7 protein-coding genes are annotated in these 17,543 nt (G+C 69.2%); 6 read left to right on the top strand and 1 reads right to left on the bottom strand.

The features are described from left to right. The first annotated feature begins 33 nt into the window (after nt 1–33). The 5 genes from UK23_RS43535 to UK23_RS43515 are packed head-to-tail and all read left to right on the top strand — an operon-like array spanning nt 34 to nt 16,403. The gene (locus UK23_RS43535) at nt 34–9,453 is read left to right on the top strand and encodes a type I polyketide synthase (protein WP_052685567.1); all 9,420 of its coding nucleotides are present in this window, start codon (nt 34–36) and stop codon (nt 9,451–9,453) included. A gap of 31 nt (nt 9,454–9,484) precedes the next feature. After that, nucleotides 9,485–11,074, top strand: a complete 1,590-nt coding sequence (locus UK23_RS43530; protein WP_052685566.1) for a type I polyketide synthase — start codon at nt 9,485–9,487, stop codon at nt 11,072–11,074. Nucleotides 11,075–11,120: 46 nt separating this feature from the next. Then, nucleotides 11,121–14,741: an SDR family NAD(P)-dependent oxidoreductase gene (locus UK23_RS43525; RefSeq protein WP_052685565.1), complete on the top strand. Its 3,621-nt coding sequence runs from the start codon at nt 11,121–11,123 to the stop codon at nt 14,739–14,741. Further along, complete coding sequence (locus tag UK23_RS43520) at nt 14,738–15,922, top strand: cytochrome P450 (RefSeq protein ID WP_045317691.1); 1,185 nt, start codon at nt 14,738–14,740, stop codon at nt 15,920–15,922. Before UK23_RS43525 ends, UK23_RS43520 begins: the two co-directional genes overlap by 4 nt. Nucleotides 15,923–15,974: 52 nt before the next feature. Beyond that, complete coding sequence (locus UK23_RS43515; protein ID WP_052685564.1) at nt 15,975–16,403, top strand: hypothetical protein; 429 nt, start codon at nt 15,975–15,977, stop codon at nt 16,401–16,403. Nucleotide 16,404: 1 nt separating this feature from the next. Here the strand turns inward: UK23_RS43515 and UK23_RS43510 are convergent, their stop codons facing one another. Further along, complete coding sequence (locus UK23_RS43510) at nt 16,405–16,764, bottom strand: DUF5997 family protein (RefSeq protein ID WP_045317692.1); 360 nt, start codon at nt 16,762–16,764, stop codon at nt 16,405–16,407. Nucleotides 16,765–16,821: 57 nt separating this feature from the next. On the opposite strand from UK23_RS43510, the gene UK23_RS43505 reads away from it, so the two are divergent. Further along, the gene (locus tag UK23_RS43505; RefSeq protein WP_045317690.1) at nt 16,822–17,523 is read left to right on the top strand and encodes a LysR family transcriptional regulator substrate-binding protein; all 702 of its coding nucleotides are present in this window, start codon (nt 16,822–16,824) and stop codon (nt 17,521–17,523) included. Nucleotides 17,524–17,543 lie beyond the last annotated feature (20 nt).

Genomic DNA, 17,543 nt, shown 5'->3' with positions numbered 1-17,543 from the left:
CCCCAGACGGGATCGATTCCGAGTCGTGGCGCTGTGCCGTTGGTGGTGTCGGCGAAGTCGGCGGAGGCGTTGCGGGCCCAGGTCGAGCGGATTCGTGCCGTGGAGGCGGCCGAGGTCGATGTCGCGTGGTCGTTGGTGCGGTCGCGGGCGTTGTTCGAGCACCGGGCGGTGTTGTTCGACGGGGTTGAGCTCGCCAGCGGGGTGGCGGGGGAGCACACGCTGGCGGTGTTGTTCTCCGGGCAAGGGTCGCAGCGGCTCGGCATGGGGCGGGAGCTGTACGCGCGGTTCCCGGCGTTCGCGGACGCGTTCGACGACGTGCTCGCGCACCTCGATCCCGAGCTCAAGAAGGTGATCTGGGGCGACGACGAGGAGAAGCTCAACCAGACCGGGAACACGCAGCCGGCGTTGTTCGCCTTCCACACCGCGCTCTTCCGGTTGGTGCAGGCGTTCGGGATCAAGCCCGCCCATCTCGCGGGTCACTCGATCGGTGAGATCGCGGCGGCGCACGTCGCGGGCGTGCTCAGCTTGGAGGACGCTGCGAAGCTCGTCAGTGCGCGCGCCAGTCTGATGCAGGCGCTTCCGCAGACGGGCGCCATGGTGGCCGTGCAGGCGACGGAAGAAGAAGTGAGCAGGCACCTCACGAGCAAGGTGTCGATCGCGGCGATCAACGGACCGGGCTCGATCGTCATCGCGGGCGACGAAGCCGAGGTCGAGGCGATCGCGGCACGGTTCGAGAAGACCAAGCGGCTCAAGGTCAGCCACGCGTTCCACTCGCCGTTGATGGAGTCGATGCTCGACGACTTCCGGCGAGCGATCGCGGGAATCCGGTTCGGCGAGCCGAAGATCCCGATCAGCGCCATGGGAGACGTGACCGATCCCGAGTACTGGGTCAGTCACGTGCGGGACGCGGTCCGGTTCACCGACAACGTCGCGAAGATCCCGGCCACCAAGTTCCTCGAGGTCGGGCCGGACGGCGTCCTCAGCGCGCTCGTCGACGGCGCGATTCCGACGCTGCGGAAGAACAAGACCGAGGAAGCCGCGCTGGCCGCCGCGCTCGGTCAGCTGCACGTCGACGGGATCAACGTCGACTGGGCGCCGTGGTTGACCGGCGGCAAGCTGATCAGTCTGCCGACGTATCCGTTCGACCACGAGCGGTTCTGGCCCAAGGCGACCGTTGGCGGCCGGGCGGGAGATCCCGCGGCATACGGGCTGCGGTCCGGCGGGCATCCGTTGCTCGGCGCGGCCATCGCCGTCGCGGGCACCGACGAGTTCGTCCTCAGTGGACGTCTCAGCCTCGCCACGCACCCGTGGATCGCGGACCACGTCGTCGGCGGCGCGGTGTTGTTCCCCGGCACCGGGTTCCTCGACTTCGCGATCCGCGCGGGAGACATGGTCGGCTGCGACCGGGTCGAGGGGCTCACGATCGTCGTGCCGCTCGTGCTGCCGGCACGGGAAGCCGTCGCGGTGCAGGTGAGGGTTGGCGCGCCGGACGGCAACGGGCGCCGGCCGGTCAGCATCCACTCGCAGCCGCCCGACTCGGACGAGTGGATCCAGCACGCAGGCGGCACGCTCGCCGAAGGTGCGCACCAGGCCGAGTTCGACACCGCCGAGTGGCCGCCCGCGAACGCCGAAGAGCTTGACCTGGAAGCGTTCTACGAGACGCTCACGGAAGGCGGACTGGCCTACGGGCCGATCTTCCGGGGGTTGCGGTCGGCGTGGCGCAACGGCGATGAGGTGCTGGTCGAGGTCGCGCTGCCGGACAGTGTGGACGACGCCGCGACGTTCGGCGTGCACCCGGCGCTGCTCGACTCGGCGTTGCACGCCATCACGTTCGTCGATGGTGCGGGACAAGGGTTGCCGTTCGAGTGGAACGGCGTGTCGCTGCACGCCATCGGGCCGTCGCGGCTGCGGGTGCGGCTGAAGCACACGGGTGGTGATGCCGTCGAGGTCACCGCCGTCGACGTCGAGGGCGCACCGGTGCTGTCGGTGAAGTCGCTGGTCGTCAGGACGCCATCGACGAGCGCGCCGGGCAATCCTGTCGCGGAGTCGCTGTTCCGCGTCGACTGGGTGCCGGTGCAGGCCGGCGAGGCGGCGGAGATCGACGCGCGCGTCGTCGAACTGGCGGGCGGCCCGGACGCGGCGGCCGTGCACGAGACGACCAAGCGTGTGCTGGAGATCCTGCAGAACGCCGAAGAGCGCGTGGTGTTCGTGACGCGTGGCGCGGCGGCCATCGGCGACGAACCGATCACCGATCTGGGCGCGGCGGCCGCGTGGGGCTTGGTGCGGTCGGCACAGGCCGAGAATCCCGGCAAGTTCCTGCTCGTGGACCTCGACGAGAACAGCTCGCTGACACCGGGAATGCTGGTCACCGAGGAACAGCAGCTGATCGTCCGCGACGGGACTGTCCACACTGGACGGTTGGCGCGGCTGCAGACCGGGTCGGCACTGGTGCCGCCGGCCGTAGCGGCGTGGCGCCTGGACACCACCGCGAAGGGCAGCCTGGACAACCTCGTTCTGGCGCCGTGGGAGCCGGAGCCGTTGCGGGGCAAGCAGGTCAGGATCGCGATCCGGGCCGCGGGCCTCAACTTCCGCGACGTGCTGAACGCGCTCGGCATGTATCCGGGCGAGGCGGGCTCGTTCGGTGCGGAGGCCGCGGGTGTCGTCACCGAGCTCGGGCCCGACTGCACTGAACTGAGCGTCGGCGACCCGGTGTTCGGCTTGCTGTTCGGCGGCATGGGGCCGGTCGGCGTCATCGAGGAGCCTTACCTGACCAGGCTTCCGGACGGGTGGACGTTCGAACAGGGCGCGTCGGTGCCGCTGGTGTTCCTCACCGCGTACTACGCGCTGATCGAGCTCGGCAACGTGCGGCCGGGGGAGAAGGTTCTCGTCCACGCCGGTGCCGGTGGCGTTGGCATGGCGGCGATCCAGGTCGCGAAGCACCTCGGCGCGGAGGTGTTCGCCACCGCCAGCGAGGGCAAGTGGGACGTGCTGCGCGGGCTCGGGCTCGACGACGCGCACATCGGCAACTCCCGCGACACGTCGTTCGAGCAGAAGTTCCCGCGGCTCGACCTCGTGCTGAACGCGTTGACCGGCGAGTTCATCGACGCCTCGCTGCGGTTGCTCGGTGAGGGCGGGCGGTTCCTGGAGATGGGCAAGACCGATCTGCGGGAGGACGTGCCGGGCATCTTCTACCGGCCGTTCGACCTCGGTGAGGCACATCCCGATCACATCCAGCGCATGCTCACCGCGCTCGTCGAGCTGTTCGAGAGCGACGTGCTGGCACCGCTGCCGATCGCCGCGTGGGACGTGCGCCGTGCGCGCGACGCGTTCCGGTTCATGAGTCGCGCCAAGCACATCGGCAAGATCGTGATCACCGTTCCGGCCGGGTGGAACCCCGACGGGACTGTGGTGATCACGGGCGGCACCGGCGGGTTGGGTGCGGAGCTGGCTCGGCACCTTGTCGCGCGGGGTACGCGGAAGCTGTTGCTGCTCAGCCGTCGTGGCCTTGACTCGCCGGGCGCGGCGGAGCTGGCCGCGTTGGACGCGGACGTCACCATCGCGGCTTGCGATGTGGCGGACCGGGACGCGCTGGCTGCTGTCCTCGGTGGACATGACGTGACCGCTGTCGTGCACACGGCTGGTGTGCTGGACGACGGCGTGATCGCCTCGATGACGCCGGAACGGCTGGAGAAGGTGTTGCGGCCCAAGGTGGACGCCGCGTGGCACCTTCACTCGCTGGTCCCGGACGCGCACTTCGTCCTGTACTCGTCGGTGTCCGGTGTGCTCGGTACCGCCGGCCAGGGCAACTACGCGGCGGGCAACGCGTTCCTCGACGCGCTGGCGCAGTACCGGCGGTCGGTTGGGCTGCCTGCTGTGTCGTTGGCTTGGGGCGCTTGGACTTCCGACGTCGGTATGACCAAGACGATGGACGCGGCCGCGCTGGAGCGGCTGGAGAAGTCGTCGATGCCGCCGATCTCGCTGGAGCACGGCCTGGCGTTGTTCGACGCTGCTGTCGGCGTCGACGAGCCGCTCGTCGTGCCCGCGCGGATCATCACGGGCGCCAGCACCACGATGGTGCCACCGCTGCTGCGCAATCTGCTGCGGGGAGGACGCCGGACTGCCGCTCGAACGCAGGGAACCATCGCGCTGCAAGGATTGCAGGACACTCGCCCCGCTGAGCGGTTGCGGACGCTGGTGGACCTGGTGCGCGGCGAGGCCGCCGCGGTGCTCGGGCACGCGTCGGCCGATGCGATCGACGCGGACCGCGAGTTCCGGCAGCTGGGCTTCGACTCGCTGACGTCGGTCGAACTGCGCAACCGGCTCGGCACGGCGACGGGGCTGACGTTGCCGGCGACGCTCGTGTTCGACTACCCGACGCCGGAAGCGCTGGCATCGCATCTCGTTGTCGAGCTGTTCGGTGGCTCTGCCGAGGTCGAGGACTCGGTGCGGGTGTCCGACGAGGCCATCGCGATCGTGGGCATCGCGTGCAAGTTCCCCGGTGGCGTGTCGTCGCCGGAGGAGCTGTGGGAGCTGGTGCTGGGCGGGCGCGACGCGATCGGCGGGTTCCCGTCCGACCGCGGCTGGGACGAGAACCTCGTCGGTGACGGCGCCGGCCAGTCGGTGACCGGGCAGGGCGGGTTCATCGAGGGCATCGCGTCGTTCGACCCGGCGTTCTTCGGGATCTCGCCGCGGGAGGCCGTGTCGATGGACCCGCACCAGCGGCTCGTGCTGGAGACGTCGTGGGAGGCCTTGGAGCGCACGGGAATCGACCCCTTGGCTTTGCGGGGCTCGCGGACCGGTGTCTACGTCGGCGCGTCCGGGCAGGACTACGCGCACCTGATGCTCGCGTCCGAACAGGCGCTGGAGGGGTACTCCGGCACTGGCACCTCGCCGAGCGTCATCGCGGGCCGGTTGTCTTACGCGCTCGGGCTGGAAGGCCCTTCGATGACGATCGACACGGCGTGCTCGTCGGCTCTGGTCGCGTTGCACTTGGCGGTGCAGGCGCTGCGGAACGGCGAGTGCTCGCTGGCGCTGGCCGGTGGTGTGCAGGTGATGTCGGCGCCGGGTGCGTTCATGGAGTTCTCGCTGCAGGACGGCCTCGCGCGTGACGGGCGGTGCAAGCCGTTCTCGGATTCTGCTGATGGCACCGCATGGTCTGAGGGCATCGGTGTGCTCGTGGTGGAGCGTCTGTCCGATGCCGTCGCTGCTGGGCATGACGTTCTTGCTGTCGTGCGTGGCTCCGCGGTCAACCAGGACGGCGCCTCCAACGGCCTGACCGCGCCCAACGGGCCGTCGCAGCAGCGCGTGATCCGTCAGGCTCTGGCGTCGGCGGGGTTGACGTTCGCTGATGTCGACGCCGTTGAGGCGCACGGCACCGGTACGACGCTGGGTGATCCGATCGAGGCGCAGGCTTTGCTGGCCACTTACGGCCAGGACCGGCCGTCGCCGTTGCTGCTCGGCTCGATCAAATCGAACATCGGCCACACGCAGGCCGCCGCGGGTGCCGCCGGCGTGATCAAGATGGTGATGGCGCTGCGGCACGGGCTGCTGCCGCGCACGATCAACGTCACCACTCCCTCGTCGCACGTCGACTGGACGACGGGCTCGATCTCGCTGCTCACTTCGAACACGCCATGGCCTTCAGTTGACCGCGCGCGCAGGGCAGGCGTCTCGTCGTTCGGCATCAGCGGCACGAACGCCCACGTCATTCTCGAGGCTGCACCGTCGTCGTCGGTGCCCGGCGCGGGGATCCCCCCGTTTTCCAGCGTACCGAGTGAAGGTGCTGGTCAGGGTGCTGCGACGGAATCTGTGGACAACTCGGCGGCTGTGGACAACTCGGCAGTTGTCGATCTTGGAGGAACGGAATCGTCAGGCTCCCGTGCGACGATTGGAGTGGGGACCTCGCGTCCCCCCAAGGGGGCCCCGCTCGTTGTTTCGGCGAAGTCCTCCGCTTCGCTGCGCGCTCAGGTCGAGCGGATCCGGGCGGTCGAGGCCGATGCGTTCGATGTCGGGTTCTCGTTGTTGAAGCGGTCGCGGTTCGAGCACCGGGCCGTGTTGCTGGACGGTGCGGAGGTCGCGCAGGGGCAGGCGAGCCGGCGCAGGCTGGCAGTGCTGTTCTCCGGGCAGGGGTCGCAGCGGATCTCCATGGGCAGGGAGCTGTACGAGCGGTTCCCGGTGTTCCGGAAGGCGCTCGACGAGGTGCTGGAGCATGTTGATGTTCGTGACGTGATGTGGGGCGGGGACGAGGAGCGGCTCAACCAGACGGGGAACACGCAGCGGGCGTTGTTCGCGATCGAGGTGGCGCTGTTCCGGCTCGCGGAGGCGTTCGGGATCGAGCCGGACTTCGTCGGCGGGCACTCGGTCGGAGAGATCGCGGCCGCGCACGTCGCCGGGGTGTTGACGCTCGAAGACGCCGCGAAACTCGTCAACGCGCGGGCCTCGCTCATGCAGGCGCTGCCACAAGGCGGCGCCATGATCGCGGTCGAGGCCACCGAAGAAGAGGTGGCAGCGACGGACGCGGTGTCCATCGCAGCGATCAACGGGCCGCGGGCGCTGGTGATCGCGGGCGAGGAGAAAGCGGTCCAGCAGATCGCCGACGGGTTCGCCGGGCAGGGGCGCAAGACTAAGCGTTTGCCGGTCAGCCATGCGTTTCACTCGCCGTTGATGGAGCCGATGCTGGAGGACTTCCGCGCCGTCGTGACGGCGCTGGAGTTCGCCGCGCCCCGCATTCCCCTGGTGTCCAACGTGACCGGGCGCATCGCGGGCACCGAGCCGGCCGAGCCCGAGTACTGGGTGCGGCACGTGCGGGAGGCAGTGCGGTTCGCCGACGGGGTGACGGCACTGGAAGAAGCGGGCGTCAACGCGTTCCTGGAGATCGGGCCGGACGGGGTGCTGTCGGCGCTCGTCGACGGCGCGATTCCGGCGCTGCGCAAGGATCGCGACGAGACGACGGCCTGGCTCACCGCGCTCGCGCGGCTCCACGTCCAGGGCACGAACGTCGACTGGGCGGAAGCGTTCGAGGGCACCGGTGCGAAGCGCGTCGACATCCCGACCTACGCGTTCGACCACGACCACTACTGGCCGACGCCGATGGCACAGGCAGCCGACGCGTCCGGACTCGGTCTCGGGCCCGCCGACCACCCGTTGCTGGGCGCCGCGATGACTGTGGCGCAAGAGGACGCGGTGGTGTTCACGAACCGGCTCGCGGTGGCGTTCCCGGAGACGGCGTTCGCGGAGATCGCGTTCCGGGCCGCCGACCAGGTCGGGTACGGCACGGTCGAGGAGCTCACGATCACCGCGTCGCTCACCCCTGGCGTGCTGCAGGTGTGGATCGGCGCGCCGGACAACGGAAAGCGCACCCTCACCGTCTACACGCGACCGAACGACGAGCAGCCGTTCACCCAGATCGCCCACGGTGTCCTCGCGGAGGGCGAACACCGGGCGGACTTCACGGCCAGCGAGTGGCCGCCGAAGGGTGCGACGGCGATCGGCGAGCAGATCTGGCAGGCGGCCGACGCGATCTACGCCGAGGTCACGCTGCCGGAAGGCACCTCGGACGCCCAGTTCTACGGCGTCCACCCGGCGTTGCTCGACTGCGCCACCAGGGTCGCCGACGAAACCCAGGTACCGATCCGATGGCAGAACGTCAGCCTCCACGCGGTCGGCGCCGAAACGTTGCGGGTGAAGCTGAGCGATGGCGGGTTCGCCGCGGTGGACGCCAACGGAGCTCCTGTCGTGTCCGCAGAGAACGTGGTGTTCGGGGCACCGCTCGCCGCCCAGCAGCACCAGGACTCGCTGTTCCGCGTCGAGTGGGTGCCCGCGCCGGAAACCCAGCCGGCGGGCGATGTTCGCGAGGTCCGGTTCAGCGGCGACACCGTTGAGCAGGCACACGAGTTCGCCGCGCGAGCCCTGGAGTTGGTGCAAGCCGAGGACCGATTGGCTTTCGTGACGAGCGGGCTGGCGGGTGCGACCGTCGAAGGCCTGGTCCGCACGGCCCAGTCGGAGAACCCCGGGCGTTTCCTGCTCGTCGACACCGACGGCAGCGCCCCGCTGCCCACCGGCTTGCTGGACGCGGGGGAGACCCAGGTCCGTGTCCGCGAAGGCCGGACCTGTGTCGCCCGGCTTGCGCGCGTCACCGACACCGTCGAGACGGCGCAATGGGACCCGGAAGGCACTGTCCTGATCACGGGCGGCACCGGCGGTCTCGGTGCGGAACTCGCCAGGCACCTCGTCGCCGAACGCAACGTCAAACGGCTGCTGCTGGTCTCGAGGCGTGGCGGCGACGCGCCGGATGCCGTTGCGCTGCAGGCAGAACTGACCGCGCACGGAGCCGACGTCACGATCGCCGCCTGCGACACCGCGGACCTCAAGGCGGTCAAGAAGGTCGTCAAGGGCGTGCGGCTGACAGCCGTCATCCACACGGCCGGTGTGCTCGACGACGGCATCATCAGCTCGCTCACGTCGGAGCGGCTCAGCACCGTCCTCAAGCCCAAGGTCGACGGCGCCTGGAACCTCCACGAGGCCACGAAGAAGCAGAAACTCAAGGCGTTCGTGCTCTACTCGTCGGTGTCGGGCGTGCTCGGCAGCGCCGGTCAGGGCAACTACGCCGCGGCCAACGCGTTCCTCGACGCACTCGCGGAACACCGGCGCGCACAGGGACTCGTCGCCACCTCGCTGGCATGGGGACCGTGGGCGAAAACCGGTGGCATGACGGCACATCTGCAGGACGGCGCGATGGACCGCATCGGCCGCACCGGAATGCCGCCACTCAGCGTCCGTCAAGGCATGCGGCTGTTCGACGACGCCACGTCGCGTGAAGACGCGGTGCTCGTCCCGGCTCGCATCACCACCGGACGCGCCAACGGACCGGTCGCGGCGATCATGCGCGGCCTCGTCAAGGGCGGGAAGCGCGCGGCAGGCACCGGCAACACGTCCACTGTGGACATCGCGGCCACGTTGAACGCCCTGCCTGTGGACGAACGCGGCAAGTACCTGGCCGACCTGGTGCGCGGTCACGCGGCAGGCGTCCTCGGACACGCCACACCCGCCGTGATCGACAACGACAAGCAGTTCCGCGACCTCGGCTTCGACTCGCTGACCGCGGTGGAGCTGCGCAACAGCCTCGCGTCCGCCACGGGCCTGAAGCTCCCCGCTGGCCTGGTCTTCGACTACCCGACACCGGACGAGCTGGCCGCCTACCTCGCGGGCGAACTGCTCGGCGACGACGCCGGGCCGTCGATCAGCGGTGAACTCGACCGGCTGGAGGCCGCACTGGCCGCCAGCTCAGCAGACGACCTCGCACGTGACGGCGTCGCCGCCCGGCTGCGCAACCTGCTCGCCCAGTACGGCAGTGCGAAGAACGAAGAAGCCGTGAGCGACCGCATCAACTCGGCGAGCGTGGACGACGTGTTCGCCTTCATCGACAACGAACTCGGCCGACGCACCGAGCGCTGACCCCACTCCAGCAGACGGAAGGTTTCCGGCGATGCCGAACGAAGAGAAGCTCGTTGAGTACCTGAAGTGGGTCACCGCCGATCTCGCCCAGACCCGCCGGCGTCTGGAGGAGGTCGAGTCCGGCAAGCACGAACCCGTCGCGATCGTCGGCATCGCCTGCCGCTTCCCCGGCGAGGTCCGCTCGTCGGAAGACCTCTGGGAACTCGTGGCGAACGGCCGCGACGCCATCACGGGATTCCCGACCGACCGCGGCTGGGACCTGGGCACGCTCGCCGGCGGCACGAGCGCGACGCTGCAGGGCGGATTCCTCTACGACGCGGCCGACTTCGACCCCGGCTTCTTCGGCATCTCACCACGCGAAGCCCTCGCGATGGACCCGCAGCAACGGCTGCTGCTGCAGACCACCTGGGAAGCCGTCGAACGCGCGGGCATCGACCCGACGACGTTGCGCGGCTCCCGGACCGGTGTGTTTGTGGGCACCAACGGACAGGACTACGGCCACGTCCTGATCGCCTCCCAGGAGGACGTCGAGGGCCACGCGGGTATGGGCACCGCCGCGAGCGTCATCTCCGGACGCATCTCCTACACGTTCGGCTTCGAGGGCCCGGCCGTCACCGTCGACACCGCGTGCTCCTCCTCTCTCGTGGCACTGCACCTGGCCGCACAGGCGTTGCGGGGTGGTGAGTGCTCGCTCGCGCTGGCAGGGGGTGTCACCGTCATGGCGACTTCCTCGAATTTCGCCGGATTCACCCGACAGGGTGGCCTCGCGACTTCGGGCCGTTGCAAAGCGTTCTCGGACGACGCGGACGGCACCGGCTGGTCCGAGGGCATCGGCGTGCTGCTCGTCGAGAAGCTGTCCGACGCCCACCGCAACGGCCACCCGGTGCTCGCTGTCGTCGCGGGCAGCGCGATCAACCAGGACGGCGCCTCCAACGGCCTGTCCGCCCCGAACGGCCCGGCCCAGCGCGAGGTGATCAAGGCCGCGCTGGCCTCCGCGGGCTTGTCCGCGTCCGATGTGGACGCTGTCGAGGCCCACGGAACCGGCACCGTGCTGGGAGATCCGATCGAGGCCGAAGCCCTTCTCGCCACTTATGGCCAGGACCGCGCGACCCCGCTGCGGCTCGGCGCAATCAAGTCCAACATCGGCCACACCCAGGCCGCGGCCGGCGTCGCGGGAGTGATCAAGATCGTCGAGGCGCTCCGCCACGACACGCTCCCGCCCACCCTCCACGTGACGGAGCCGTCGTCCCACGTCGACTGGTCGGCGGGCAGCGTCTCGCTGCTCACCGAGACCACCCCGTGGCCCCGCAACGGCAAACCCCGCCGCGCCGGCATTTCCTCCTTCGGCGTGAGCGGCACCAACGCCCACGTCATCATCCAAGAGGCCCCCGAAGCGCCTGAACGGTCCGCTCACACCCCGACTACCCCGGAACTGTCAGACCCCTCTGAGACGATTGGAGTGGGGACCTCGGTCTCCCCCGGAGGGGCCCCAACCGGGATCGATCCAGGCGGCGTTGGCGCAGCCGGGACCGCAGCAGCCGGGGGCGGGGCTGCCGGGGGCGGGGCCGCTGGGGGTGACGCTGGCGGGGGTGACGCTGGCGGGGTGACGCTGGCGGGGTGAGACAGCGGAAGGGGGCCGGAGCCTCGCGGGCAGGCATCCGCTGGTCGTGTCGGCCAAGTCGGCGAGCGCGTTGAAGGCGCGGATCGAACAGCTCGGCCGGATCGAGGGTGATGTCGAGGACATCGCCTGCTCGTTGCTGACTGCGAGGCCCACGACGTTCGATCACCGCGCGGTGGTGCTCGACGGTGAGGTGATCGCGAGCGGAACGGTGCAGCGCAAGCCGGTCGCCGCGCTGTTCTCCGGGCAGGGGGCTCAGCGCGTGGGCATGGGCAAGGAGCTGTACGAGGCGTTCCCGCGGTTCCGGGAGGCCCTCGATGATGTGTTGAAGCACCTGCCGCAAGAACTCAAGCAGGTCATGTGGGAGGACGAGGCCGCGCTCGACCGGACCGGGTACACGCAGCCCGCGTTGTTCGCGTTCGAGGTCGCGCTGTACCGGCTGCTGGAGAGCTACGGGTTCAAGGCGGACAAGGTCGCCGGGCACTCCATCGGTGAGATCGCCGCCGCGCACGTCGCCGGAGTGCTCAGCCTGGTGGACGCCGCGAGGCTCGTCACCGAGCGCGCGAAGCTGATGCAGGCGCTGCCGGAAGGTGGCGTGATGATCGCGATCCAGGCCGCCGAGGACGAGATTGCCCCGCATCTCACCAGCGGCGTCTCCATCGCGGCCATCAACGCCGAGGACTCCGTTGTCATCGCCGGTGTTGAACAAGAGGCACGTAGGATTGTTGAACGATTCGACGATCGCAAGAGCAAGCAGCTCCAAGTCAGCCACGCGTTCCACTCGCCGCTGATGGAACCCGTGCTCGACGACTTCAAGCAGGCCATCGCGGGCATCTCGTTCAACAATCCGACGATTCCTTTGGTGACTTGTGGGAATGTTGAACGATCCGACTACTGGGTCGGCCACGTCCGCGACACCGTCAGGTTCACCGACAACATCAACGAGATCGGCGACGCCACCTTCGTCGAGATCGGCCCGAGCGCCGTCCTGGCCGCACTCGTCGACCGCGCCATCCCGACGATGCGCAAGGACAAGGACGAGGTCACGGCGTTCATCACCGCGCTGGCCAAGCTCTACGTCACCGGCACGAAGATCAACTGGCCGAAACAAGGCAACAAGATCAGCCTGCCCACCTACCCGTTCGACACCGAGCGGTTCTGGCCGCGGAGCACCATGGCACCGGGCACCCAGCCGAACGCCAGCCGCCCCGCGCTGTACGAGGTGACCTGGGTCAAGTCCACTGTGGACGCCCCAGCGATCACCGGTGCGCGCTGGGCCATCATCGGCGGCGACGAGTTCGACCTCGCCCACGTCCTGTACGCGGCGGGCCAGTCGGTCAGCGGCTACGGCGAAACCCTCACCGAGGCCGCCCAGCACACCACCCCCGACGTGTTCGTCGTGGCAGTCACAGGCGAGAACACGCCGGAAAGCGTGCACCAGAACACCCAGCGAGCCCTGAGCATCATCAAGGAAGCGCTCACCTTCCAGAACGCCCGGGTCGTCTTCGTCAGCCGCGGCGCCGCAACAGGCGAAGACCTCGCCGCAGCCGCCGTCTGGGGCCTCGTCCGCACCGCCCAGGCCGAGAACCCGGGCCGCTTCCTACTGGTCGACAGCGACGGACTCGACGTATCCGGCGCCCTGCTCACCGAACTGGTCAACGGCGACGAACCCCAGGTCATCGTCCGCCAGGGCAAGGTCAAAGTAGCCCGCCTCGAAGAACTCCCCGAGAACCCCGACGCCAAGCACGACTGGGCAGAGGACGAGACGGTCCTGATCACCGGCGGCACCGGCGGACTCGGCGCACAGCTCGCCAAGCACCTCGTCACCCGCCACGGAGTCAGGCACCTGCTGCTCGCCAGCCGCCGCGGCGAGGAAGCGCCAGGAGCGCTGAACCTCAAGCAGGAACTGGAGAACAAGGGCGCGAAGATCACCATCGCGGCCGCCGACGTCTCCAACCCGAACGACGTCCAGACCCTGTTCGCTGCCACCGAACGCCCGCTCACCACCGTGATCCACACGGCGGGCATCCTCGACGACGCCCTGGTCGACGCCCTCACCCCGGACCGCCTCACCAGCGTCCTCACCCCGAAGGTCGACGCGGCGCACCTGCTGGCCCAGCACGACCTCAAGCTGCTCGTCCTCTTCAGCTCGGTCGCGAACGTCATGGGCGCCGCCGGCCAGGGCAACTACGCCGCCGCCAACGCCTACCTCGACGCACTCGCCGGCACCCGCGAGAACACCATCAGCCTCGCCTGGGGCCCGTGGGCGCAGGACGGCGGCATGACCGCGGGTCTCAGCGACGCCGCCATGGACCGCATCCAACGCTCCGGCATGCCCCCGCTGGCCGCCGAACAGGGCCTCGCGCTGTTCGACGCCGCCCTCGCCGAGAACAAACGCGCGGTGATCCCCATGCACGTCAACCGCGACCAGCAGCGCGTCGCCCCGCTGCTGCGCGACATCGTCGACGAGCAGAACCTCCCGCAGCAGAGCCAGATGGCCGCTGTCACCGTGCTCGACAAACTCCGCAACCTCGACGAGGACGAGCGCGCCGCCCAGGTCCGTGAGCTCGTCCTCGGCACGTGCGCCGCCCTGCTCGGCCACAACGACGTGTCCAAAGTGGAGCAGGACAAGAACTTCCTGGAGCTCGGTTTCGACTCGCTCATCGCCGTCGAGCTGCGCAACCAGATCAACGACATGCTCAACCTCAAACTCCCCGGCAGCGCCGTGTTCGACAGCGGCACACCACAAGCGTTCGCGCAGAAGGTCGACGCCGAGCTCGGCACCATCAGCGGCCCCGGCAAGACGGCCGGAGCGGCAGACCCGAGCGACACGGTCTTCGGCCTGTTCATGGAAAGCGTCACCACGGGCAAGGTCGTCGAAGGCCTCAGGATGCTCAAGGCGGTCGCCAACCTGCGCCCGATGTTCGACAGCCCGGCCGAACTGGAAGACCTGCCCGTCCCGGTCACGCTCGCCGACGGCCCCAAGCTCCCGAAGCTCGTCTGCGTCAGCGCCCCGGGAGCCACGGCCGGCGTGCACATGTACGCGAGGCTCGCCGCCCACCTCCGGGGCAGGCGACACGTGAGTGCACTGCCGCTCATCGGTTTCGGCGAGGGAGAAGCACTCCCGAGGACCACCGAGGCCGCCGCCAGGTTCGTCGCCGAAAGCATCCTCAACGGCACCGACGGCGACCCGTTCGTCCTGGTCGGACACTCCTCCGGCGGCACCCTCGCCTACTTCGCCGCCGCCGTGCTGGAAGAGACCTGGGGCATCACCCCGGAAGCGGTGATCATGCTCGACACCCTGAGCATGAACTACAACTCCAGCGAGGGCATGGACTTCGACGCCGTCACCACGAACTACTTCAACACCATGGACTCGCCAGCGGTGAACATGAACAGCACGCGCCTGTCCGCGATGGCGCACTGGTTCCCGCTCATCATCGACACCGGCCTCCACACGACGGTTCCCAAGCTGCTCATCCGTTGTGCCAACGAAGTCAAGGGCACCGACCTCGTCACCACGGACCAGGACGTCGACGTGCCCGCCGATGAGATCCGCGTCGTCGCCACCGACCACATGGCGATGGTCAAGGAGGACGCGGGCGTTGTCGCCGAGGTCGTGGAGGACTGGCTCGGCACCCGAATCGAGAAACTGGAAGGCGCCCGATGACCACGTCCCAGGAACTGCCCCTGATCGGGGTCGAACTGCCGTCGATCCTGACGTTCAGCGAACTCCGGCTCCGGCTGCAGGAGCAGGCTCCGGTGTGCCGCATCCGGACGCCCGCGGGCGACGAGGGCTGGCTCGTCACCCGCCACGCCGAGGTGAAGTCGCTGCTGCAGAACAACAAACTCGGCCGCAGCCACAAAGACCCCGCCACCGCGCCGAGGTTCCTGCGCAACCCCATGCTCGACATGCTCGTCACCAGCGACGACATCGAGGTCGAGAAGGAACGCCACGAGAAGAAACGCGTCCTCTACACCAAGAGCTTCGCCGCCCGCCGCGTCATCGAACGCAAGGTGCGCGTCGAGGCCATCGCGAACGCCAAGCTCGACGCCATCATCGCCGCCGGCCCACCGGTCGACCTGCACGACGCCTACTCGATGGACTACTCGCAGCAGGCGTTGTGCGACATGGTCGGCATCCCAGAAGAGGACCGCGGCAAACTCCTCGAGATGATGGACACGGTCGGCGCGTCCGACCAGCAGCACGCCGAGGCCGGCATGGACCCGCTGTTCGGGTTCGCCGCCGAGATCGGGGAACGGCGCCGGAGCGACCTCGGCGACGACGTCATCTCCCGCTTCGTCGAAACCGGCCTGACGAACGAGGAAATCGGCCTGCACGTCGTCACGCTGCTGTTCACCGGCCTCGCGGGCCTCGCCAGCCACCTCGACTTCGGCGTGCTGCTGTTCCTGCGCAACCCCGAGCAGCGCGAGAAGGCCATGTCCGACCCGGCGATCATGGCCCAGGCGGTCGACGAGGTCATGCGCGCCACGATCAGCTCGCCCGTCCTGCCCCGCTACGCCAGCGAGGACATCGAGGTCGGCGGCGTCACGATCAAGGAGGGCGACCTGGTGATGCTGGACTTCAGCCTCGCCAACTTCGACCCGCGCGCGTTCGACGACCCGCACGAGTTCGACGTCACCCGCTCGCCCAACCACCACTTCACGTTCGGCCACGGCATGCGGCACTGCACCGGCGCCCCGCTCGTGCGGATCATCCTCGCCGTCGCGTTCACGACGCTCTTCGAACGCCTGCCCGGACTGAAACTGGCCGTGCCCGAGTCCGAACTGGAGTCGCACCCCGGCGGCCGCCTCGCCGGTGGCCTGGAGAAGTTCCCGCTCACCTGGTGACAGCCATCACGTGTCAGCACCGTGTCAGCGCGCGCTGACACGGTGCTCGACCATGGCAACGAAGTTGAAGAGCGTCGTGCTCACCGTCGGCCTCGCCGCCGGCATCGCGCTGCTGGGCGGCACCCCGGCGAGCGCCGAGTCGGCACCGGGCTGTGCGCGCGTCACCCAGATCGGCGCGACGAAGATCGTCAAGGACACCCGCGGCAACACCGTGATGTCGGTCAAGCAGTTCCTCGGCTGCAACAAGAACTACGGCTACACCTGGGTGTGGGAGTCGTGGGCCAGCACGCACCGCGGCTTCACCGCGGGCGCCGGCCTCTACGTGGAAGGCCACCTCAAGGGCTACAACGTCGACGCCGCGAACGACCGCGAGGTGTGGTCCGACGGACTCTCGACCGTCGACAAGTGCACCAAGGGCTACGGCGCGGCCGGCGCCGGTGGCGACGTGGTCTGGGCGGGCGAGACCGAACAGCGCTGCTGAGTCACTCCTGCTCGTCGAGGCGCGCCTTCTCCGCGAGGCGCGCCTCCTCGGCCTTGAACTCCACGTAGGTCGCGCGCTCGCGGACCAGCCACTCCGGGTTCTCGTCCTTGATCGCGTTGATCTGCTCGGTGGTGAGCGCCTCGGTGATGCCGGCGCGCACCAGGCCCGACGTCGAGATGCCGAGCTTCTGCGCGATGAGCTGCTTGGGGTGCGGGCCGTTGCGGCGCAGGTCCGCCAGCCACTGCGGCGGGTTGGCCTGCAGCTCGTTCAGCTCGTCGCGCGACACCACACCCGCCTGGAACTCCTCGGGCGTGGCCTCGAGGTACACGCCCAGCTTCTTGGCGGCGGTGGCGGGCTTCATGGTCTGTTGCGACTTCATGACACAAAGGGTAACGGGAGAGTCGGGTAGCCTCAGCACGTGACCGGATCGTTCACGCTCGCGTACGTCCCAGGTGTGACGCCGGGCAAGTGGGCACGGGTCTGGCAGGAACGCCTGCCGGAGACCGAGCTCACCCTCGTACAGGTGACCATCGCCGAGGCAGGCCAGAAGGTGCGCGCCGGTGAGGCCGACGCCGCGCTGCTCAGGCTGCCGGGCGACCGCGAGGACCTGCACGCCATCCCGCTCTACACCGAGGTCACCGTCGTCGTGTTCCCGAAGGACCACGAGTTCGCGGCGGCCGACGAACTGTCCCTTGAGGACCTCTCGACGCACGTCCTCTGGCAGCCGCTGGACGACACGCTCGAGTGGGACGCGATCCCCGGCCAGCCGCCCGTCGAACGGCCGGCGACCACCGCGGACGCGATCGAGCTCGTCGCCGCGGGAGTGGGGCTGCTGGTCGTCCCGCAGTCGCTCGCGCGGCTGCACCACCGCAAGGACCTCAAGTACGTGCCGCTCGCAGACGCCCCGCAGTCACGGGTGGCGCTGGCGTTCCCGATCCGCGACGAGAACCCCGAGCTGGTCGAGCACATGATCGGCATCGTCCGCGGCCGCACGGTCAACAGCACCCGCGGCCCGGAGCCGGTCAAGAAGCAGGCTCCGAAGCAACAGCAGCGACGGGGTCCCGCGCCTGGGCAGAAGAAGCAGCCCGCCAAGCGCGCGAAGCCCCGTCGCGGCCGCTAGGGCCTGTATCGAAGTCCGGG

The organism is Lentzea aerocolonigenes (assembly GCF_000955955.1).
In the GTDB taxonomy this organism is placed as follows: Bacteria; Actinomycetota; Actinomycetes; order Mycobacteriales; family Pseudonocardiaceae; genus Lentzea; species Lentzea aerocolonigenes_A.
Note: the sequence above shows the minus strand (reverse complement) of the source record. Positions and strands in the feature narration are given on the sequence as shown.